Source organism: Halocatena pleomorpha (genome assembly GCF_003862495.1).
Taxonomy (GTDB): Archaea; Halobacteriota; Halobacteria; order Halobacteriales; family Haloarculaceae; genus Halocatena; species Halocatena pleomorpha.
Window position 1 is genome coordinate 38,216 of the sequence record NZ_RRCH01000009.1, and the last position, 21,179, is coordinate 59,394.

The 21,179-nt window shown below is 58.7% G+C and carries 20 protein-coding genes, 2 tRNA genes and 1 pseudogene; 8 read left to right on the plus strand and 15 right to left on the minus strand.

Annotated elements, in window-relative coordinates:
- Positions 1-18: 18 nt before the first annotated feature.
- The 6 genes and pseudogenes from lysW to EIK79_RS17985 form a co-directional block, all read right to left on the minus strand.
- Positions 19-183 (minus strand): lysine biosynthesis protein LysW, encoded by a 165-nt coding sequence (gene lysW / locus EIK79_RS05030; RefSeq protein WP_124954039.1) that lies wholly within the window; start codon positions 181-183, stop codon positions 19-21.
- Positions 184-357: 174 nt separating this feature from the next.
- A complete protein-coding gene (gene argH, locus EIK79_RS05035) occupies positions 358-1,833 on the minus strand; it encodes an argininosuccinate lyase (protein WP_124954040.1) in 1,476 nt (491 codons plus the stop codon).
- Positions 1,833-3,071, minus strand: a complete 1,239-nt coding sequence (locus EIK79_RS05040; RefSeq protein WP_124954041.1) for an argininosuccinate synthase — start codon at positions 3,069-3,071, stop codon at positions 1,833-1,835. The genes argH and EIK79_RS05040 overlap by 1 nt, the downstream gene beginning before the upstream one ends.
- Before the next feature lie 354 nt (positions 3,072-3,425).
- A pseudogene (locus tag EIK79_RS05045) lies at positions 3,426-5,605 on the minus strand (ATP-dependent DNA helicase).
- Between the two features lie 179 nt (positions 5,606-5,784).
- Positions 5,785-6,744, minus strand: a complete 960-nt coding sequence (locus EIK79_RS05050) for a glycerophosphodiester phosphodiesterase (protein WP_233737942.1) — start codon at positions 6,742-6,744, stop codon at positions 5,785-5,787.
- 268 nt (positions 6,745-7,012) lie between these two features.
- Positions 7,013-7,981, minus strand: a complete 969-nt coding sequence (locus EIK79_RS17985) for a hypothetical protein (protein WP_185715515.1) — start codon at positions 7,979-7,981, stop codon at positions 7,013-7,015.
- Positions 7,982-8,106: 125 nt separating this feature from the next.
- On the opposite strand from EIK79_RS17985, the gene thrC reads away from it, so the two are divergent.
- Together thrC and EIK79_RS05065 are read left to right on the plus strand one after the other, a co-directional pair.
- On the plus strand, positions 8,107-9,354 hold the full coding sequence (thrC, locus tag EIK79_RS05060; protein WP_124954043.1) for a threonine synthase: 1,248 nt from the start codon (positions 8,107-8,109) through the stop codon (positions 9,352-9,354).
- An 80-nt stretch (positions 9,355-9,434) separates the two neighbouring features.
- The gene (locus EIK79_RS05065) at positions 9,435-9,866 is read left to right on the plus strand and encodes a hypothetical protein (protein WP_124954044.1); all 432 of its coding nucleotides are present in this window, start codon (positions 9,435-9,437) and stop codon (positions 9,864-9,866) included.
- A 36-nt stretch (positions 9,867-9,902) separates the two neighbouring features.
- On the opposite strand, the gene EIK79_RS05070 is transcribed toward EIK79_RS05065, so the two are convergent.
- The 6 genes from EIK79_RS05070 to EIK79_RS05095 all read right to left on the minus strand — a co-directional run bounded on the left by EIK79_RS05070 (position 9,903) and on the right by EIK79_RS05095 (position 15,767).
- Positions 9,903-10,277 carry a cupin domain-containing protein gene (locus tag EIK79_RS05070; protein WP_124954045.1) on the minus strand — a complete coding sequence of 125 codons (375 nt, stop codon included), beginning with the start codon at positions 10,275-10,277 and terminating at the stop codon, positions 9,903-9,905.
- Positions 10,278-10,316: 39 nt separating this feature from the next.
- Complete coding sequence (locus tag EIK79_RS05075) at positions 10,317-11,045, minus strand: competence/damage-inducible protein A (protein ID WP_124954046.1); 729 nt, start codon at positions 11,043-11,045, stop codon at positions 10,317-10,319.
- Positions 11,046-11,114: 69 nt separating this feature from the next.
- On the minus strand, positions 11,115-11,597 hold the full coding sequence (locus EIK79_RS05080; protein ID WP_124954047.1) for a hypothetical protein: 483 nt from the start codon (positions 11,595-11,597) through the stop codon (positions 11,115-11,117).
- A gap of 132 nt (positions 11,598-11,729) precedes the next feature.
- Entirely contained in the window at positions 11,730-12,557 is an 828-nt protein-coding gene (locus EIK79_RS05085; RefSeq protein ID WP_124954048.1) for an HNH endonuclease, read from the minus strand.
- Positions 12,558-12,644: 87 nt separating this feature from the next.
- Positions 12,645-12,716: transfer RNA gene (locus tag EIK79_RS05090), tRNA-His, on the minus strand.
- Positions 12,717-12,752: 36 nt separating this feature from the next.
- The gene (locus EIK79_RS05095; RefSeq protein ID WP_124954049.1) at positions 12,753-15,767 is read right to left on the minus strand and encodes an FAD-binding and (Fe-S)-binding domain-containing protein; all 3,015 of its coding nucleotides are present in this window, start codon (positions 15,765-15,767) and stop codon (positions 12,753-12,755) included.
- A gap of 119 nt (positions 15,768-15,886) precedes the next feature.
- Between EIK79_RS05095 and EIK79_RS05100 the strand changes: the two genes are divergently transcribed.
- From EIK79_RS05100 to EIK79_RS05125, 6 genes are all read left to right on the plus strand, one after another.
- Entirely contained in the window at positions 15,887-16,594 is a 708-nt protein-coding gene (locus EIK79_RS05100) for a nucleotide exchange factor GrpE (RefSeq protein WP_233737944.1), read from the plus strand.
- An 85-nt stretch (positions 16,595-16,679) separates the two neighbouring features.
- The gene (locus EIK79_RS05105) at positions 16,680-17,015 is read left to right on the plus strand and encodes a ferredoxin (protein ID WP_124954050.1); all 336 of its coding nucleotides are present in this window, start codon (positions 16,680-16,682) and stop codon (positions 17,013-17,015) included.
- Positions 17,016-17,074: 59 nt separating this feature from the next.
- Positions 17,075-17,159: transfer RNA gene (locus tag EIK79_RS05110), tRNA-Leu, on the plus strand.
- Positions 17,160-17,228: 69 nt separating this feature from the next.
- A complete protein-coding gene (locus EIK79_RS05115; RefSeq protein ID WP_124954051.1) occupies positions 17,229-17,417 on the plus strand; it encodes an HVO_2922 family protein in 189 nt (62 codons plus the stop codon).
- Between the two features lie 248 nt (positions 17,418-17,665).
- On the plus strand, positions 17,666-18,970 hold the full coding sequence (locus EIK79_RS05120) for a sodium:calcium antiporter (protein ID WP_124954052.1): 1,305 nt from the start codon (positions 17,666-17,668) through the stop codon (positions 18,968-18,970).
- 75 nt (positions 18,971-19,045) lie between these two features.
- Positions 19,046-19,555, plus strand: coding sequence for a DUF5813 family protein (locus tag EIK79_RS05125; protein ID WP_124954053.1), 510 nt, complete (start codon positions 19,046-19,048; stop codon positions 19,553-19,555).
- A gap of 33 nt (positions 19,556-19,588) precedes the next feature.
- On the opposite strand, the gene EIK79_RS05130 is transcribed toward EIK79_RS05125, so the two are convergent.
- The 3 genes from EIK79_RS05130 to EIK79_RS17990 form a co-directional block, all read right to left on the minus strand.
- Entirely contained in the window at positions 19,589-20,278 is a 690-nt protein-coding gene (locus tag EIK79_RS05130; RefSeq protein ID WP_124954054.1) for a potassium channel family protein, read from the minus strand.
- 214 nt (positions 20,279-20,492) lie between these two features.
- On the minus strand, positions 20,493-20,735 hold the full coding sequence (locus EIK79_RS05135) for a hypothetical protein (protein ID WP_124954055.1): 243 nt from the start codon (positions 20,733-20,735) through the stop codon (positions 20,493-20,495).
- A gap of 202 nt (positions 20,736-20,937) precedes the next feature.
- The coding region (locus EIK79_RS17990) for a hypothetical protein (RefSeq protein ID WP_185715516.1) at positions 20,938-21,179 on the minus strand (242 nt) is incomplete at its 5' end.

Sequence of the window (21,179 nt, forward strand, 5' to 3'; positions counted from 1 at the left end):
GTGCCGACTCTCAACACCTTATTCGCCCCAGTCTTCTTCTAGTTCGGGCGCGGTGTCGAGCGTCACGGGGTCGGTCTCGATGACCTCCAGCTCGCTTCCACACGTGCCACAGTCGATGATCTCTCCTGCCTCAACGTCATCGTGGAGCGATACGCTCGCTCCACATTCGATGCATTCTGCCATGTGGAATACACTCAGCGACGTATATACTTAAACCCATCGAAAATACCATATATCATTAATAACCCATACCCCACTCTATCCGTGTTGTGAGACTTCAACCGCTCGTTTCCTGATTGTATATCACGGATTTGTTATTCGTCCCCAGAGGGGGACGGGATCGGTGGTCGTCGTCGGTCACACATGGCTGTGAACCACCTCTGTAAGCGTTTCGTGTGCCTGTTCGAGCACCGAGCACTGATGGTCGAGCGTCTCACGGTCGACGTCGAGTGCGTCGGCGGTGATATCAAGTTGCGCAGCGACCGCTGACGGGGCAGGACCACCGCGTGAATCACGGTTTTCGACGCTGTGGACAGGATCGAGCAGTGCACGCAGTTCTTCGCGTGTGAGGTATGTTTCGAGCGGCTCATCCAGTACGTCTGCCGCGGCGGCTTCGATCGCGTCGACACTGCCACCGTGTTGGGCGGCCTCTGCGAGGATCGCGTGCGCCGTCCGGAAGGGGAGACCACACATTGCGAGCCTGTCGGCAACGGCCGTCGCTGTTGTGAAGCCCTCGCCGGCGGCGTCAGCGAGCAGAGAGTCGTTCCACGCCGTGGACGCGACCGCGCCGGCTGCCACGTCAGTCGCTTCGGTGACAGCGTCGACCGTCGACCACGCGTGACCGCTCGCACGCTGGAGATCAATGTTGTACGCTCTCGGAAGTCCTTTGAGCGTCGTGAGTAGCCCATCGAGTCCGGCGCTGGCCGTACCGGCTGTTGCCCGCACGAGTTCGAGCGTGTCAGGATTTTTCTTCTGGGGCATGATCGAGGAAGTCGAGGCGTACTCGTTCGAGAGATCGACGTACCCCTTGTTAGCGAAAACGATCAGGTCTTCTGCCAGTCCCGAGAGATGGGTCGCAAGTCCAGCGAGTGCCGCCGTGCTGTCGAGCAGGAAATCCCGTGCGGACGCGGCGTCCATCGAGTTCTCAACGATACCCGCAAAGCCGAGTAGTTCGGCGGTCCGCTCCCGGTCGATCGGAAACGGTGTGCCAGCGAACGCAGCACCGCCCAACGGCGAGCGATTCGTGCGGTCGTAGGCTGCCAGTAACCGCTCGGTGTCGCGGGCGATCGCGCGCTCATACGACAGCGCCCAGTGAGCGACCGTCGTCGGTTGGGCGGGTTGGAGATGCGTGAACCCGGGCATCACGGTGTCACCGTGCTCACGGGCCACGTTCTCTAAGGCCGACCGGAGCGCGAGCGTCGCGGAAACGCTATCGAGCAGATCCTCGCGCAACCGGTAGCGAAGACACGTCGCAACCTCATCGTTGCGGCTACGGGCGGTGTGCATCTTGCCACCCACCGGACCGACCTGTTCGATGACGGCCGACTCGATGGCTTCGTGAACATCCTCGCCATCAGGTAGTGAGTTGTGGCCGTCGAGCGCGATCGCTTCGAGCGCGGTGAGGATCTCACTGGCTTCCGACCGCTCGATGATCCCTTGCTCAGCGAGCATCACGACGTGCGCGCGGTCGACAGCGATGTCCGCCTCGAAGATGCGTTCATCGGCCGCTAGCGAGGAGAGGAATTCCCGTGCCGGTCCGCCGCTGAACCGATCACCACGGACTGCCGTCCCCGCTCGGTCGAGAGACGCGTCGTTCGATGGGGTTTCAGACATTATACGTCAGTGCCACCGTCCATGAGTGCTTCGGGCACATCCGTCTCTTCGGTCGCAGCGCGAGCAAGCCGGTCCTGATAGCCGTGATACTTCGCTACGCCCGTCGCGTCGGCCTGTTCGATTCCATCGACGGTTTCGGTGTTGAACGACGCTGCGGATTCAGAGTACACTGCGTACTCGCTCTCGCGGGCAACCGGACGCGCGTGTCCGCCGTCGAGTTTTACGGTGACGGTGCCGGTCACGCGTTGTTGGGTCGCGTCGATGAAGCCCGACAGCGCGTCGACCAGCGGAGCGGACAACAGGCCTTGGTAGGCCTTCTCGCTCCACTGCTGATCGATGCTCGTCTTCGTCGAGCGTTCTTCTTGGGTCAACACCAATCCTTCAAGCGCGTCATGTGCAGCCAACAACACCGTGGCGGCCGGGTGCTCGTAGTTCTCCCGGACTTTCAGTCCGAGCATCCGATCTTCCATCATATCCGTCCGACCGATGCCGTGGCTTCCTGCAAGCGCGTTCAGGCGTTCGATCAGTTCGATGGCGTCGAGTTGTTCGCCGTCAACGCTGACGGCGTAGCCGTCTTCGAAACCGATTTCGACGAGTTCGCTGTCGGTTCCACTGGGAGGGTCAGTCCACTCGTAGATCTCTTCGGGCGGTACGTAGCTCGGATCCTCAAGATCGTCGCCCTCGATCGACCGACTCCAGAGGTTCGTATCGATGCTCCACGCGCCCTCGTTGCCGCCTTCGACCGGCAAGTCGCGCTTGGCCGCGTACTCAATCTCGTACTCGCGGGTCAGTCCAAGTTCACGCACGGGCGCGATGACGTTCAATTCCGAATCACGCCAGACCGCTTCGAACCGAAGTTGATCGTTTCCTTTCCCCGTACAGCCGTGGGCTACGGCGTCACAGCCCTCCTCACGGGCCACATCGAGTATCGCAGAGGCGATAACTGGACGGGCCAACGCCGTACCGAGTGGATAGCCTTGGTAGTCCGCGTTCGCCCGGACCGACTGCAAGCAGAGTTCCGCGAACTCCTCGCGGGCGTCCACGACGAAGTGTTCGAGTCCCAGTGCGTCAGCGGTCTCTCGTGCTTCTGCGAATTCGGTATCCGGTTGGCCCACATCGACTGTTACCCCGATCACCTCATCGTAGTCGTATTCCTCTTCGAGCAGCGGTACGCAAACGGTCGTATCAAGTCCGCCCGAGAACGCGAGCGCAACTGTATTGGTATCGTTTTCTGACATTGGTGGTATTTGGTGTGTCTACTGGATCCTCTCGACAGTGATTGAAACGCGATTCGACGCCGATCAGGAGAAGTGTAGTATAGTCGGGCCTAACGGCCCGGTCGTCGTCGTCGGGTTACGCCCGACTGCTCAAGGGACGAAGTCCCTCTCTGTCGTCGGACACAGTCCGACTGCCCGAGGCGCTCCGCGCCTCTTGGCCGGAAAACGAGATCGAGCCCACGGCTCAGCGCAGATGAGCAGTGATCGTGGGTCCCGGTTTGCATGTACACCTCGTTATTGGTAGAGCAGTATTAAACGCTTTCCGAACGGCAAGTATTCTGTGTTGTGTGTTGTCGTAGCGTGTTCGAACGCGGCTTATGGCGTGGGCGGCTGCTCAGCCCACGCGTTCATATCGGTGTAAAAGTTCAACAGCGCGAACTTGAGCTTTTTCGGCGCAATGTCGATGGTCTCCGCGCGGTCTTCGGGAGGGAACGTCTCCGCGACGCTGTACTGTTGTAGCTCGTGTTTGGCTTGCGCGGTGTACCGTTCGTCGACGAGCAGTCGTGCGCCAAAATCCTCCGGCGACCGGACGACACGGCCGACCGCCTGTCGTGTTTTCCGAACCGTCGGCACCTCGACGGCGTACTCCCACCCCGGATCGTCTGTGGTGTTAGTGAATGCGTCCGCGTACGCCGATTCGACCGCCTTCATACGGTCGTCAAGACGGGGATAGGGAACGCCGACGACAACCACCGTCCGCGCGTCGTTGCCGTCAAAACTCACCCCTTCGGTGAGTGTTCCCCATAGCGATGTGAACAATACGCCGTTTTCGTCCGCCGTGAACGCCTCCTTTCGGCGTTCGACGCTGGTGCCTGCAGAATCGAGATAGAAAGTGGCGTCACCCGCAGGCGCGAGACGGTCGTGGTAGCGCTGTGCTTCGCGGTAGCTCGGGAAGAAACACAGCACGTTCCCCGGTGTGAACCTGATCGCGTCTTCGAGCACGCTGGTCACTCGTGTCTGTATTTCCTGTTCGTCACGCCGACGAGCGAAGAGTGCGGGGGTGTTGACGGCGTAGGTCCGCCGTCGTTCTTCGGGAAACTGTGGACCGTACGCCATCCGCACGGACTCCTCCGAATCGAGTCCGAGCACGGAAGCGAGAACGTCGAACGGGCGCAGTGTCGCGCTCATCAGGACGCTCGCGTGCAGTTCCTCGAACAGCGGTCGGGTGATCCGCTGAGGGAGACAGGTGTACAGCTCAGCGCGGCCGTACACCGTGTCGCTCGCTTGATCACGCCGCACGCTCACTACTGGATGCATCCCTTCCTCGTCGCTGTCCCGGAGCCAGTCATCGATGAACGTCGCTGCCGGCAGTACGTGACACTCCTTTCGCGTCTTCGTTTCGCCGTTCTTGTAGGACTGCTCGTACGCTCGATCGAGCGTAGTTCCGAGTTCGAGCGCCTGATCGAGGTCCTCGTGGATACCCGCACCGGTGTAGGCGTCCAAAAATGCGAGTGTGAGTTCGTCCCGACGGGCGTCGTTCGTGATCGAGAGGTCGTACCAGTCCTCTCCGACAGTCTCGCGTTCACCGAACGCCAAGCCGTCGTCATAAGTGGAAACGAGCGCGTCGTGGAACGCCTCGATAACGTTTTTCACAGGAGTGGATCGTGGATCGTCGACACCCTCCAGTTCCGAGAGCGCGCTCTCTAGGGTTCGTTCGGTCAGCGTCTGGGTCGCGTGCTCGCGGGCCGCGTCCTCGATGTTGTGAGCCTCATCGAAGACGACCACTACGTCGTCCGGATCTCGGCCCAGCCACCGGAAAAACTGCTCACGGATCATCGGATCCAGCACGTGGTGATAATTACACACCACGAGATCAACGCCTTCGACGCCCTCCTTTAGGAGTTCGTATCCACACAGCCCGGCCTCGTTGGCGTACTCGTATATCTCGTCGGGTGTTCGAACGTCCTCGAACAGCCATTCATAGAACGGCTCCGTCTCTGTGGTCAGATTGTTGTAGTAGTACTCACACGTGGATTGCTCGCGTAGCTCTTCAACAGTATCGTCAAGAGCGTCGAGTTCGTCCATGACAGCGTTTCGTCCCGCTATGGCGTCCGAATCCGTGGCCGTATCGCGCAGTTCACGCTCGGCTTCTGCCAACTCGTCGCGGTCGGTCTCGGCCTCAACTAACTCCCGAGTGGTGTCTCGGAGTGCCTGACACTCCTCGTACCCGACATCGATATGGCACATGTCGAGTTTTCCGCGGAAACGACCGCACGAATCGGCTCTTGTTGAATAATTGCTCTGGCTTCCTCGATGAACTGACGGGTCTGCTGGTGGACGTTCGTCGTGATGATGACCGTCTTGTTCGCCGTACGCGCGTACTCTAACGCCGGTGTGAGTGCTGCGAGCGTCTTTCCAGTTCCGCACGCCCCCTCAAACAGCACGTTTTGACCATCCGAAAGCGCCTCGTTGATGGTCGCCATCGCTTCCTGCTGATGGTCGTACGGCGTTTCGTACGGGAAGAACTTGAGATACGACGGATTCGACACTACCAGCCATTGCTCGCTCTCGGTGAAAAACGTTCGCGGTTTGGAGCCTCACGTGCGTGACAACGGTTGACTCCCACACTGCACAGCGCGTGTATCGCTCAGAACATTCAATAGAACAAGAAAGTGCAGTGCTTACGTTCGTGTTCTATTAACGTCCCCCGGACCCTGATGTGTCATATTTGTCATTAGAACGAAAACAGGCCGGGATAGTCATTGATGAGTCCATCGACGCCAGCGGCAGCCAGTTGGGCGGCTTGGTACCACGTTTCTACGGTGTAGACGTTCACAGACCTGCCTTCGGCGTGGGCAACCGCAACAAGGTCGATATCCGCGAACGGTCCACCAGTGTAGTAGTCGTCTCCGAAGAACGGAGTGTTTTTGATCATGTTCCGTGGCGGATGGATGGCCTCACAGTCGTATCGACGCGTTACGTCCAAACCATCCGGGATCGAATCCCAGAACAAGAACGCGATGGGAAGTGACGGTTCGATCTCTCGGACGGTTGCGAGTGCCGCTTCGTAAAACGAGGAGATGAGAAACCGGTGATCGTGGTCGGAGAGGATCGAGAGCACGTCCTCGGTGAACGGCCGCCACAGCTCCTTTTGTCGTTCAAGCGCCGTCTCGTCCAGCGACGCTCCCATGCGAAGATCGAAGGAGCCGGGATTTTTGAACTCGACGTTGACACCGACGCGGGACGGAACGGCTGCCAGCAGTTCACCCAACAGCGGTATCGTCTCGCCGCTTTCGAGCACTTCTGCTTCGAGTACTGTCTCTGTCGGCGTCTCCCAGACGACACCAGAGGCGTCGGTGAGTCCTTGCTCGCCACCGTCGCGGCCAGCGAGCCGATCGTCGTGAAAAACGACCACATCCCCGTCCGCCGTCGGCATGACATCGATCTCGATCATCTCCGCGCCGATTCCGGGACGCCTACCACGTTGCTCGCTGCCGTAGTTTTGTGGTGTGGTGTCGTTCGTTGCAGAACTGGGGGAAAGCCCCGATGATAGCCGCGCCGCGAGCACCGTGTTCTCCGGATACGCCCCGGCAAACCCCCGGTGAGCGATGATCGACGGCGCGGTCCGTTGCTCACCGCGCCCATCTCCCTGTGCGGCAACCGTCTCGGTCCCCCCGAATCGCGTTCCCGCCATGGTCATTCCCGCTCCTACTACGAACTGACGCCGATTTAGACTCGGTGATTGCATCACATACAAAGCGACGAAGACCAACTATTCAACTATTTATATTATTGTATGGTATAGATATATTTTATATTGAACGGAGGAAGTTGATATAGGGTGGAATATAGTTGATTGTTATGAGCATGCGTGCTCTCGGACGACTACTAACTATGGAAGAGATACTCACGTACCACCTTCAGATGTGAATCTCAATACCTATCAATATACAATGACATTATTATCTACATGTTTCGCTGAGATTTTGACTCACAACAGACGTTCCGACCATCTCTGAATCTCGAACTGCGATTGCCGTTACCTGATACCATTTGGGTGATGTTTCTCCAGAGACGTTCGTCAGATTCGCTTGTGATTGCAGATCGTAAATCGGTGCGATAACGAGGTGTGAGCGTGTTACCGATGAATCATTAATCCGATTAACTGTCGTCAGATTGCCCCACGCCGGTCCGCACTGGTGGGAGACGGACGTTGTGAGGTGTCCACGGGTTGGTTTCTCGGTCGTCCACGTAACGGCTGCGTGAGTGTCGTTGACGCGCTCAACCGTGACATCAGGGGAGCCGATTCCCGACACCATATCGATCGTTGCGGCCGTTCCCGCAATGCCGGCTGCTCCGACGACCACTCCGATCACGACTCCGACTGCGACGCTTGTTTTCCATATTCGTCCATCTGATTTGTAATACGCCAGTCCGTGTTCTCGGACTGTTCGGAGAACGGAAACGCCGACGATACCCCCACAAAGAAGGAAGGCGAGCACACACGACGCGTAGATCGTAAACGGACCAACCAAGCCGTACAAAGGGTTTCCGGGGAGTGGATAGAACGGTTGCATTCCGGAAGAATGAGTAAACACATCGAGGGTAACGTGCAGCCACGTCCCGGAAACGCTCGCAAGCGTGACCGATTTCGCTGACACAGGTCGGGAACTAACGCGTCGAGCGATCTCAGGAAATCGGCGGGCGAATAGAAGTACGCAACCCGCAAAAACGAGCGCGACAGCGGTTGCGCCGAGATAGGTGTCGTGCAACGGTCCATGCGTTGGTCCTCGAATAATTCCCAAGAACGCGAGCGCCGCGCGTACATCGAGTATCACGCTCGCAACGAGAAACGTCCCTAGATCCATACGCCGCCGGAGGAGATAGCCGAACAGAAGCGTCGGGCCGAAATGAAACGGGGTGAGTGGCATGCGTACTGTTCTTCCAACAGATATTTGTTATAATTTTCCATTCACATTCCGTGTCTCAGGCATGGAGACGGCTACACGCAGTTCAGACCGCCTTGTTTTTATCTCTCATGGGCCAACCGTCGACAATGGCAAACCTACAGCTGTCAGAACGGGTCCCCGCAGCGGCGGAGGATGGGGTGTGGTTAGAGTGCATTGAGACGGGCGAGACGTACGCCCCGTTCGAATCGATCCGGTACACGAGCGACGTGGACGGATTACTCGAAGTTCGGTACGCCGACTATCCGGGATTCGACGCGTTTTCGGGGCGCGGCGTCTGGCGGTACGCTGACGCGTTGCCGTTCGAGGAAGGCGTCTCCGTGCCGGAGGGTGACACGCCGTTACATTACGTGCCACGGCTGGAGTCCGATATCGGTGTTAACAGCCTGCGTATCAAGCACGAGGGGATGAATCCGACCGGGAGTTTCAAGGACCGAGGCATGACCGTTGGAGTGCAGGCGGCCCGACGATTGGGCGTCGAGCGGTTGGTGTGTGCGAGCACGGGCAACACGAGCGCGGCACTCGCGGCGTATGGCGCTCGGGCAGGCATGGAGACGCTCGTGTTGCTTCCTGAGGGCAAAGTCGCGGCCGGGAAAGTCGCACAGGCCAGCCTCCACGGCGCACGCATTCTCGAAGTCGACGGGAATTTCGACGACTGCCTCGACATTGTCCGTGAGCTGGCCGAGCGAGGCGAGGCGTACCTGTTGAATTCGCTCAACCCGTTCCGGCTCGAAGGGCAGAAGACGATCGGGTTCGAGATCCTTGAACGGTTCTACGAAGACAACGGTCGGTTCCCCGATCGGATCGTGCTCCCGGTCGGCAACGCGGGCAACACGGCCGCCCTGTACAAGGCGTTCCGTGAACTCGTGGCGGCAGGCGCGATCGATCGATCGGAGATGCCGACGTTGACCGGTGTGCAAGCCGACGGCGCTGCACCGATGGTCGAAGCGATCGAGAACGACCGCGATTCGGTCCAGCGCTGGACAGACGTTGAAACGCGAGCCACGGCCATCCGAATCGGAAACCCTGTGAATGCACCGAAAGCCCTGCCTGGAATCCGCGAAACCGGGGGAACTGCCGTGGCCGTCAGTGACGAGGCGATCACCGACGCTCAGCAGGAGCTTGCGGAAAACGGGATCGGTGTTGAACCCGCCAGTGCCGCCAGCGTCGCCGGGCTCCGCAAACTCCGCCATCAGGGCGTGATCGACGCCGATGAGGATGTCGTCTGTCTCACGACCGGGCATCTACTGAAAGACCCTGACGCTGCTGTCGCTGCCGGGAACGATCCCGAACCAGTTCCGAACGACGCTGACGCCGTGCTCGATCACGTCGTATAAACTGTAAGCGGATCAGTATCGATCTCTCCTCGGAGGAACGTAGGCCAATTTATATGATCGTTCGTGGAAACTCTCGGACGATGGTGTCACCACATCCAGAGTGGGATGATTGTACGGGGGGGTTACTCGATCAGGACACGAAGATCGGGGTAAGCCCTGTCAACGCATGGTTTGACGAGTACAGCACAGTGGTTCGTCCCGCCGATGCAGGAGAGGGAAACGCGTACTCGGTACGGGTGTACCATGGACCGGACCGCGAAACCCACAACGACGTCGTTGTGTTCCGAGACGCGAGACCGGCCTGGGAGTTCGCCCATCTTCTCACGCATTACTTCGCTCACACTACTGATCCAAAAACGGCTACAAACCACCTCATTCGTTCCGAACGGGGATCGACGGACGATCAATGGAATCAGAGCCAAGCCGTCGAAGATCTCGGTGCTGAGGAAGTCCTTGAAAAGCTGTTGTCTCCGAATCCGATCCCCGAGGCAATGGACGGGATTCTCAGCTGAGTAAGACAGCTTGGGATCACAGAATAGAGCGTTCACTTACACGAGTTCGATCGCGTCGTCGCCGTCGGGGACCGCACAGATAAACGCGCCTTCTTCGTCTCCGTCGTTTCGGTACCAGTGGACAACGCCGGCCGGAATGAACAGGGAGTCTCCTGGGGACACTGTGAACTCCTCCTCAGCCAGCCCGACGACGTACTCACCGGCGAGCACGTACTGTTCGTGCTCGATCTCGTTGGTGTGTTTCGGAACGGTTGCACCGGGTTCAAGCGTGAATCGCCGGATTGCGAGGTTCGGCGCGCCCTGTTCGGGACCGATCAGTACACCCTTCGCCATGCCGTCGGCAGCACTGACCTCGGTGTATTCGATCTCCGCACCACGGCGAACGTATGGCTGTCGTGAATCCTCGCTCATACCAGTTCATCGGCTGCGGTCGGTGATATACTGTGGGCATCACTCCCTGTCAGTGTCGATCGTCACGTGCGCTTGAAACCACTCGGCCGCGCGGTCGAGTTCGTTCGCATCCGTCCCAGTGAGCTGTAATCGGTTGTGACCCGCCTGATTGTCCGGATAACAGCCGACACTCACGTCGAACTGATCACGAGCATCGGTGAGCGTCTCGATGAGCCTCGATTCGGGATCCGTGGTGTATAGGGTTCGTCGTCGGATCGTTCCCGAGAACTCGGCCGCGATCGACGCAAACATCGCTTGCATCTCCTTGGGAATGCCGGGCAACACGTAGACGTTCTCCATGACACAGCCCGGTGACAGTCCCGGTTCATTCACGAGTGCTCGTGCACCAGCCGGAAGCGCGGCTTCGTCCTCGATGTCCACATCGATGTCGAGATCCGGGTTGCTACGCTCGAATTCTGCCACCGTCTGTTCGATATCCGTCTGGGCGAGTTCGTTCGGTTCGAGTGGCTGTTCGAACGCGCGGGCGACGCTTTCCATAGTCACATCGTCGGGTGTCTGCCCGAGACCACCGGTGACGATGACGGCGTCGAACGAGTCGCTGAACGACCGAACGAATGCCGTGATAACATCGCTCTCGTCCGGCACGACGAGAATACGCTTGACTGCAACACCGCGAGCCGACAGTTCACTGGCGAGCCACGTCGCGTTCGTGTTCTCGGTGTCCCCCGAGAGAAGCTCATCGCCCACCGTGAGGAGCGCAACGTCCATGTTGGAACCTCGTGTTTCGACACGTTATGTGTTGTTTTCGAGCGAGCCGTTTCGCTCCCAGTTGAACGATCACGTCGTCACACGGTTTCGGTTGACATCGAGGAAAAACAGGAGATCGTTGATCGGGCGATCGTCGCTGACTTTCGAAAGCCCGCAGGGTCGAAACGACTCCTCGTACTCTAACACGCTGTTGACCTGTTCGGGTTCGAGATCGAGTGAGTCGTCGTAGTCGGTGACCGTGAACACGCTGAGTGCTCCCGCGTCGTCCCAGTAGGCCTTATCGAAGTACGTGGTCTGTGCTTTCGCACCGATCGCCCCGAATCCGACGTACCGTTCCGTGTCCGATCGATACACGAGTAATGGATCGCCGGACTCCATCGACTTCCAGTACTGTTTGTTCCGGGTGCGATCGCTATCGACTGTCTCGGTTCGAACACCGAGGACGCGAGCGAAAAGCGGAAAGTCGAGCGAACGTTCGCTCCACTCCGTTAGATCGACCTTCGATTCAAGCGTCTTGATGAACGGTGGTTTCACGGGAACGATCCACATCATTTCCAGATGTACACCATCTCTACGGATAAAATACCGTATTACAATATTTGAAAGTATCGAGCGATATAGCGGAATATTCATCAATAAACGTGTGAAACTCTGATTAGTGATATCAACCACTGCACTTTCCGGTCAACAGGGAGAGTTGCTTTCCATCCCGATCAGGAAGCGAAGTCTCGATTTCGATATCTTCCCGAAATCGGCTCTCCGATGGCAATCGATGCAGAGCGACGCAACGTTCTCAAGGTGGTGTGCGTCCTCCTTGTGATGGTTCTTCGATTCGATGAATGCTCGAACCGGGATGATGTGGTGCACGTCCGGATTTCGTCCGATCGCTTCTTCGGTCTTCGAACAAACGACACACGAGAAATCGTCTCGCTCTAACGCCTGTTGGCGAACGCTATTCCACCCTTTTCCGTACGGTTCGTTGCCCCCACCCTTCCAGTTCGGATGCCCGTCGCCGGTAAAGGACTCGGAAAGCCACGTGCTCCGACAGTCCTCACTGCAGACGGTTACGTCTCCCGTGATCCCGCTCGGATATCGCTCAACAGTGGCGTTGCACACCGCACACGCGAGCTCGCGCTTGCCACCGTTCCACCGCGGATGCTCCTCGCCTTTCAGGACAGGAATCGATCGCCATTCCTCGTTTTCGACGCACGAAGAGCAATACAGTCCTTTTTTCTCCGATGGGTAGTACTCAAACTCATCGCCACAGAGTTCACACTCGGTTGTCTCTTTCCCGTCGTGATAGTTCGGGTTATTCTCTCCTCTAAACGAAACGGATTCACGCCGGCATTCTTCTGAGCAGTATTTCTTTTCGTGCTCGCAGTGAAACTCGTGACCGCAGTTGCTACACGTTCTGTTGGGTAGCAGTGCATCATGGGCAGCACTGTGGTGAACGCCGAGTCCGCGCCTGCTATCGAATTCGTCTCCACAAACAGGACACGCATGTTCTGTCATGAGCCGTTTGGCTACCCGTTCCGGGATAAATGTATGTCAGAAACATAGCGCGATACCTCTCACGGTAGAAGTGTAAAATCACTAACAGTCCGGGCGCGGAAATCGAATCCGCGTCTCAGGCTCCACAAGCCTGAAGGATAACCATTACCCCAGCCCGGACACAGTACATAGTACCCGGGGGAGATTTGATATAGGTTACGACTCCTTGGTGTGATCGAGGACGGCCGCTGTTTTTTCAATCGGGTGAGGCGGTTTTTCGTCGGTGTGATCGGCCAGTTGAGTGCGACAGGAGGTACCAGGGGCGACGACGGTTCCCTCTGCGCCGTCGATCTGCTCGTAGAGGATAGTAGCGATGGCTTTGCTCATCGAGTAATGCTCGGCTTCGTAGCCGAAGCTGCCGGCCATGCCACAACAGCCACTATCAAGCGGTTCGACGGCGTATCCCAGCCGCCGAAGCACACCGACCGCGTGGTGGTCCTTTTTCGTGGCCTTTTGGTGACAGTGACCGTGGTACACAAGCTGTTCGTCGGTATCGGCCGTGGGAAGCGACGCGTCGAGATTGTGGGTGTCGAGATACTCCATCACGCCGTAGCTGTTCTGGGCGACTCGGTGGGTTTGGGAATCGGTGAGCAGATCGAGATAATCGAGTTGGAACATCACCGCGTCAGAGGGTTCGACAGCGACGACATCCCAGCCGTCATCGATGTGGGGGGCGAGCGCCTCGACGTTCCGGCGAGCGATGTCGCGGGCACGGTCGATGAAGCCTTTCGAGAAGGGAGGGCGACCGGTTCCCCGCACGTCAGGCAGTTGGAGACGGACACCGGCGGCTTCGAGCACACGGACCGCTGCACGTCCCGTTTCGGGGTGGGTGTAGTTCGTGTACGTGTCCGGAAACAACACGGCGTTTCGGGTGGCGTTCGATTCTGACACGCGCGGACCACGGTTCTCGAACCAGTCGGTGAAGCTCTCGCGGTGGAACGTCGGTAGTTCGCGCTCGCTGGCGATCCCAAGCGTCTTCTCTGCGAGGAGATTCGCGCCTGGCAACTGCGTCGCCCAGTTCGAGAGGGGTGCAACCGTGCTTCCTATCGCAGCGATCGTTTCGACGTTCGCAAACAACCGATCACGCAGACTGGGACCGTGGCGTTCGTGGTGTTCGTGTTCAACTTCTGCCTTCAGCTTCGCCATATCCACTTCGCTGGGACAGTCCCGGAGACAGCCCTTGCAGCCGATACACACGTCCATCACTTCGTGGAGAAATTCGTCGGTGAACTGTTCGTCAGGATCGAGATCTCCGCTCATCGCTGCTCGGAGCATGTTCGCCCGCCCGCGCGTCGATTGGATTTCCTCTTGGGAAGCCCGGTAGGTGGGGCACATCACGCCGCCAGTCGTGGATTGGTGCCCCCGACAGCCGCCACAGCCGTGACACAGCTCCGTCATCCCCTGTAACTCGTTTTCGGTGTGCCACTCCAGCGACGGCTCGAATCCAGCGTTGAACTCGTAGGATGGATCGAACCGGAGGTTGTCGCTCATATCGAGATCGCCGCAGACGCTGCCGGGATTGAGCAGCCAGTCGGGATCGAAGGCGGTTTTCAACGCCCGGAACACCGACCACAAGCGCTCCCCGTACAGTTTCCGGTTCCATTGCGTGCGCGCTCGGCCATCACCGTGTTCGCCGGAGACGCTCCCGCCGTATTCGACGACCAGATCAGTAATTTCGTCCGCAATGGAGACCATTCGATCGACGCCGTCGATCGTTTTGGTGCTGATGAGCGGGCGAATGTGAAGCACCCCCGGCCCGGCATGGGCGTAGTAACTGGCGAACGTGTCGTGGTCGTTGAGAATCGACTGGACATCCGACACGAACGCCGGCAGCTTCTCGACAGGGATTGCGGTGTCTTCAATGAACGAGGCGTGTTTTTCGTCGGTGGTGCGCGAAAGGAGGATTGGCAATCCGGATTTACGCATCTTCCAGAACGTGGCGCGCCGGTCGGCGTCGTGTGCCTCTAAGGCGTGGCGTGCGAGACGATCGGCGCGATCCGCGCCGTCCGCCACGCGGTCATCGATGAGATCAGCCACTTGCCGGCGGCCGTCAGCGTCGCTGTCGGCGTAAAACTCGATCAACAGCACCGAATCCGTTGAGTCGGGGAGCAACTCGACAACGTCTCCGAACTCTTCGGTGTTGCGCGCGAGATCCAACAACACATCGTCCATCACCTCGACTGCAGCGGGGTCGTGATCAAGCACTCGATCGACATCCGAGACCGCATCAAGCACGGAATCGTAGGTGAGCAGCGCGACCGACTTCGTTTCCGGTCGGGGTTCGAGCGCGACGGTCGCCTCGGTCACGATGGCGAGCGTCCCCTCGCTGCCGGCAAGCAACCGGGCGAGGTTAACCGATCCAGTCTGTGCCTCCTCAATGAGCATATCGAGGTTGTATCCCGAGACGTTTCGCTTCAGATCGGGGTAGCGGTGCTCGATTTCCTCGGCGTGATTGTCGATCACATCGAGTACAGCCCCGAAGATCCGTTCGCGGAGATCACCGTCCGAGTCAGCCTCCGTCCGAAGCGTGTCGATCGACACGGCACCGAGTCGCGTAACGGTTCCGTCAGCGAGGACGACTTCACACTCCTCGATGTAGGCGTCTGTTTTCCCGTACACCAGCGAGTGAGATCCCGTCGAGTTGTTGCCGATCGCGCCACCGAGGGCGCTCTTGTCTCCCCACGCCGGATCGGGAGCGAACTTCAACCCGTGGGGTTCGAGTTGCTCGTTGAGAGCCCCGAGGATCGCGCCGGGCTGTGCGGTTGCAGTTTGGGATTCGGGATCAACGGTGAGTACTGCGTCCATATACCGCGTGAAATCGAGGACGACCGCCTCGTTGACCGCTTGTCCCGCCAGACTCGTTCCGCCACCCCGCGGGAGCACCGGAATCGTCTGTTCGGCACAGTACTCCATTACGGCGGCCACGTCGTCGGTCGAACGCGGAAAAACAACGCCGATCGGCACCACCTCGTAGGCACTGGCGTCGGTCGCGTACAACTGGCGTGAATACGTGTCAAACCGAACGTCGCCGGCGACGAGGTCGTCGAGATTGTCGTGCAACTCCGGCCGCTCGATCTCCTCGCTCGTATAATCGTAGTTACCCGCCATACTCGGATCGATGTCCGAGTCCACGCCGACGTGACGTTCCTGTGGCTGTGATTGACGGTTCATCACGTCGAGATACACAGGCCTGACAGTTAACACACTGTCTCCCGTCGTCTGCGATCAACGTTATCGTTCGGTGACGTCATTCCGGTTCTCTTAATCGGTCGGCGGACGTTCATCCACCGATGAGTGAAAACGATCCGGTGCAAGACGACACGACCACGGATGAACGAGGATCCGAGAAGCCGGATATGGACGATCACCCAGACGAAGCAGCCCAACGATCTACGACAGACGAATCGACGGACGAAACCGAATCGGAGACGGAGACGGAATCGGGGTCTGACGAAGCGGGCGAAACGGAGGACGGCCCTTCCGAAGAACTCATTGAGCGCGTCGAAAACAGCGATCCTGCGGAGGTTGCCGTAGAGATCGAATCGCTCCGCGAGCAGATCGATGAGCACGAGCAGACTATCGAGGAGTTGGAATCGAGCCTCAAGCGCAAGCAGGCGGATTTCAAAAATTACAAAAAGCGGATGAAAAAGCGCCGCGAACAGGAGCGAAAACGCGCGACGGAGGACCTCGTTACCCGTCTCGTCGATGTCCGTGACAACCTCAAACGCGGACTCGATCAGGACGGCGACATCCGGGAGGGGATCGAGTCCACACTCAACCAGTTCGATCACGTGCTCGAAGGGGAAAACGTCGAAGAGATCACGCCCGAACCTGGTGAGGAAGTCGATCCCCAGCGCCACGAGGTGTTGATGCGCGTCGACTCCGAACAACCGGCCGACGCAATCGACGACGTTCACCGGCCCGGCTACAAGATGGCCGGGAAAATCATCCGTGAGGCCCAGGTCACCGTCAGTGACGGGAAATCGGACGAGGAGTAGGACACACGACACTGTTGGCTACCTCGTTCAGTAGCTGATAGCGCGGATCGACAGTCCCAAGCGGTTTCCGTTCGAATAACTCGTGATGACGGAGGAACCGGTCGATCCCAGCCAGATCGGCGAACGCGACGCGCCACCGGTCGAGGAAAAACCGTACAAGATCATCTTCGAAGCGAACAAATGCATCGCCGCGGGCAAATGCGCTGAAGTGTCTGACAATTGGGAGATGGAGCTATCGAGCGGCATCGCCAAGCCCCAAACGTACTTCTTCGAAGACGACGAACTCGCTCACAACGTGCGTGCCGCAGAGGTGTGTCCGGCAAAGAAAGATAAAGGCGTGATTCACGTGATCGATCGACGGACCAACACGGAGATCGCGCCCGATCCACACGGCGACGGCACGCTGAGCGTCGAATGGTGAGTGGTTCACTCGGTGTCGGACCGAAACCACTTTTCGTGTGACCGACGACATCCGAATGCGCGGAGGTGGCCGAGTCAGGCCAAAGGCGGCGGACTTAAGATCCGCTCTCGTAGGAGTTCGTGGGTTCGAATCCCTCCCTCCGCATGAAACATCGAAATCCCCGCGTTTACGATGGTTCAGGGTGTGGACCTGTTCATAGGCCAGATCCGATTCATGCCAGCACAACCAACGTTCGAACTGTATCAGGACACGATCGATGAGTGGCGGTGGCGACTTATTGCTTCGAATGGCAAGATCATTGCTGATAGCGGCGGCGGATACGTCTCCAAGCAGGGTGCAAAGCGTGGTATCGAGAGTGTGAAAAACAACGCTCCGAGCGCGGACGTGGTCGTGTGTGATTGATCGTCCATCTTCGTCCGAATCGCCCGTATACCGGGGTCTGATCCGCTCTCGTGCGTGAATCATCCATTCACCGCCTTCAGTGACGATCCACCAGTAGAGACTGTCTCGGCCGTGGTTTCGGGATCGCTGACGATATCTTGTGGTTTTTGGTCGTATCCAGTCACTTTTTACACGTACTCCATGGATTGGGATCAGACATGTTCGCAGTGGTGGACGAAGGTGCCGGGCGGTAGTGACTGGAGGCAACCATGAAACGTCAGGTGATCGGTGCGATCGCGGGGGCTGTCGGGCTGACCATCCCGTGGCTCGTTCTCTGGATAGCTGGACTGGAACACAGTATACCGACGGGCGCGGTCGTCGCGGTGAGCGGCCTGGCGGTTCTTGGCGGCTCGTTTTTACTCGCGTGGGGGGCTGAAACTGCCGAGAAAGACGTTCCGCGAGCGTTTGCCATCGCGGTGCTTGCGGTGTTAGCCGTCGCACCCGAGTACGCTGTGGACGCCCTGTATGCGTGGAATGCGGGCGCGTTCGCCGGAACGCCACAGGGAACGGAATCCGCCCACCTTGCGGTCGCCAACATGACGGGCGCCAACCGGATCCTCATCGGGATCGGCTGGTCCGGAATCACGCTATTCACCATCTACCGGGCGCACAAAACGGGCGATCCAGCCGTCGAGCGACGCTCCGGTGTCCTCACTGATACGCTGTCGCTCGATCGGGACATCAATCTCGAAATCACGTTTCTGTTTCTCGCAACGCTCTGGGCGCTCATCGTGCCGATCAACGGTGGGATCGACGCCCTCGATATGGCGGTTCTCGTCGGTCTGTACATCGCGTACATCGTCGTCATTCTCCGGGGAGATGTGGACATTCCCGAAGAACACGGCGGCGTTCCCGGTGCACTCCAACAAAACCCGAAACGGTACCGCATCGCCATCGTGTTGTCGTTGTTCGCTTACTCCGGGCTGATCATCTTCACCGCGGTCGAGCCGTTCGCCCACGGACTCGAACAGATCGGGGAGTCAGTCGGGATCCCTTCGTTTTTCATGATCCAGTGGATCGCGCCGCTGGCCTCCGAATCACCGGAACTCATCGTCGTCGCGTATCTGGTGAACAAAGCCCGCTCGACGGCTGGCTTTTCGGCGTTGATCTCCTCGAAGCTCAATCAGTGGACGCTCCTCATCGGGACCCTCGTCCTCGTGTATTCGATCGCGTTCGGTCAGTACGGAAAGCTCCCGTTCGATCACAAACAGGCGGGTGAGATCTGGCTGACCGCAGCCCAGTCGTTCTTCGCGTTGAGCCTCCTCATCAACTTTGAGATTTCGGCTCGGGAAGCGATCACGCTGTTAGTGCTGTTCGTCTCGCAGGTCGTGCTCGAATTTCTCATGATTCAAGAACTGGTTTGGCTGCCGCTGTCGAGCTACGAGCTGTTGCTTGTGTTCAGTGGTATCTACGTCGTTTTGGGCAGCATTCTGTTGGTTGCCCGGCGGCACGCACTCAAACGGTTGTTCCAACGAAGCGCAAAAACGATCCGAAAGGCCACGCCGCTCGGTTAGGGCGACTGAGAGCCGGTAACAGCCGATTGCAGAGTGAACACAACGTCTTTTCGTCTCGATGATGTACGACGCTCTATGAGTACGGATGCGGCGGTTCGTCGTGCGTTCGAGCGCCACGAGACCTACGCTGACGCCGATGAAGGGTTCGTTGTGGAAACGACGGTGTTCGACAGCCGCGTTGTAATTGAAACGTCGGACGAAACGGTATACACGCTAACCATCCGAACGCCGACGTTAGCGAGTGCTGTCGAGGAAGACGTTGGCGACAACTTGCTCGATGGCTGGTTCGAAACGTTCGAACGCCGGGTTGCAGACGCCTCGAAAGCTGTTCGTGCGGACATCGAACTCACGGCTGACGTGCACTCAGAAGAAGGTGAGGCGATTGTCACGCTCCAGTTCCCGTTCGAGAAAGCCGAACGCGCGCCAGCCGTAGTACAAGCGATGACCGAGTACGTCGAGGGGACCTACGTCGAGGGCGTCGTTCCGGGGTTCACGTATCGTCCGCCTGTCTCTGGTCTGCTCGCCAACGCGACCCACTCCGAAGAGACGGACCACGACCAGGGTGGGGGACCGCTCCCGCTGTGAACGTCTGCTGTAAGCATTCTGTGAGTGACACCCTCAGGCCACAGGGGCGGGACTGGACGGTGTCGTGTTTTCGCCCACGATGATGCGACGAACGTCACCCAGCACCTCAAAGTGCGCGATGACGATGAGCCGATCACCGAGTTCAAGCGATTCGTCTTCCATCGGGAGATCGATCGACTCGCCGGCTTTGCCAAAGCCGAGCACCTGTGCGTTGGCAGGTAGTTCCAGTTCAGAGAGGGTGTACCCCCGCATTGGGGATTCTTCAGTGATTGTGAATTCGGTGAGCTGTATCTCCTTTGCGATGTCAGCGATCGCGCGGATGTTGCCGCCCAGAAGGGCGTTTTTGGCAGCGATCGCTCCGAGTCGTTCCGGATAGATGACCATATCGATCTCGGAACCGTACTTCCGGCAGAGCATCTCGTATTTGTCGTTATCGACGCGAAGAACGGTTCGGCAGTCGTTGGCCTTAGCGATCAAGCATGTGATGAGGTTCACCGTTACATCGCCAGTGAGCGCAGCCACGCCGTCAGCACCTTCAAGATTCAACCCGAGCAAGTCGTCTTCGGTGCTGCCATCACCCTGAACGACATCGAACCCTTCCTTTCTCAGCTTATCAACCCGTTCAGACCGCCGTTCGAGGATCGTTGCGTCGTGATCTTCCGCTTCGAGTACTCGTGCTGTCCGCGTTCCAACGCGACCCCCGCCAACGATAACAAAGCGCATGATTGCTCTATATTGAGCAAGATACATAATCCTGACCACCCACCTTTTTTCCGTGAGGGTGGCCGGAGCCACCCGACGCAAAAAAGATGGGGCAAAAAAAGCCGCTCGCTACCGCTCGCGGTGCTGCACCTTGCCCGCTTCCGCTCCGCCTCCGCGACCGCTTCCGCCCCGCCTCCGCGACCGCTTCCGCCCCGCTTCCGCCGTCTTTGTGTTTTTAGTCGTCGGCGTGGACGACTGGAGCTTTGTCCACGACATGCGCTACGTCGGGATACTGCTGTCTCAATCCGTCGAGATCGCCACGCTGGCGATAGTGACAGTACTCCGCCAGCAGTGCGACCAGCGCGGCGGGCGCGCTCTCTGCCTCGGGTTGTTCGGTTATCTCCGTTGGCTCCTGATCATCCGCCGGGGTGTACACCGACTGCACGACCGTTTCGTCGCGCTGCTCATGGTAGCGCACCCGGCCGCCATTGTCGAACCAGCCGGTGGCGACCAGCTCACCCGTCGCTTCATAGCGCGTGATGTTCGCAATACCGGGTAGGTCGTCGTAGTTCAGCTGTGACCGACCAAGCCCGGCCGTCGCTAGAATCTCCTCGATCTGCGTGGCGTGGGCACAGCCTGTACTCCGGCACGGCTTGCATCACCAGAATCGAAGATTCTGGTTAGCAGCCAGAAGCCTTCGGCTTCTGGCGACACCACACGCCGTTTCCCACGTCCATCACGTAGTACAACTCCGCTTTCGAAATCCGGTCTCGATCATCAAGAGTCGAGATGTTCACCGATTCGCCCAGCCGATCCCAGAACTGAAACACTGGCAGCGTCATCTCCTGCCCCCCGCGAACGAAGTTCCCGCGAGCACGGCGAGCGGGAGCCAACGAGTCGCAGCGCGAGCGGAGTGAGCGAC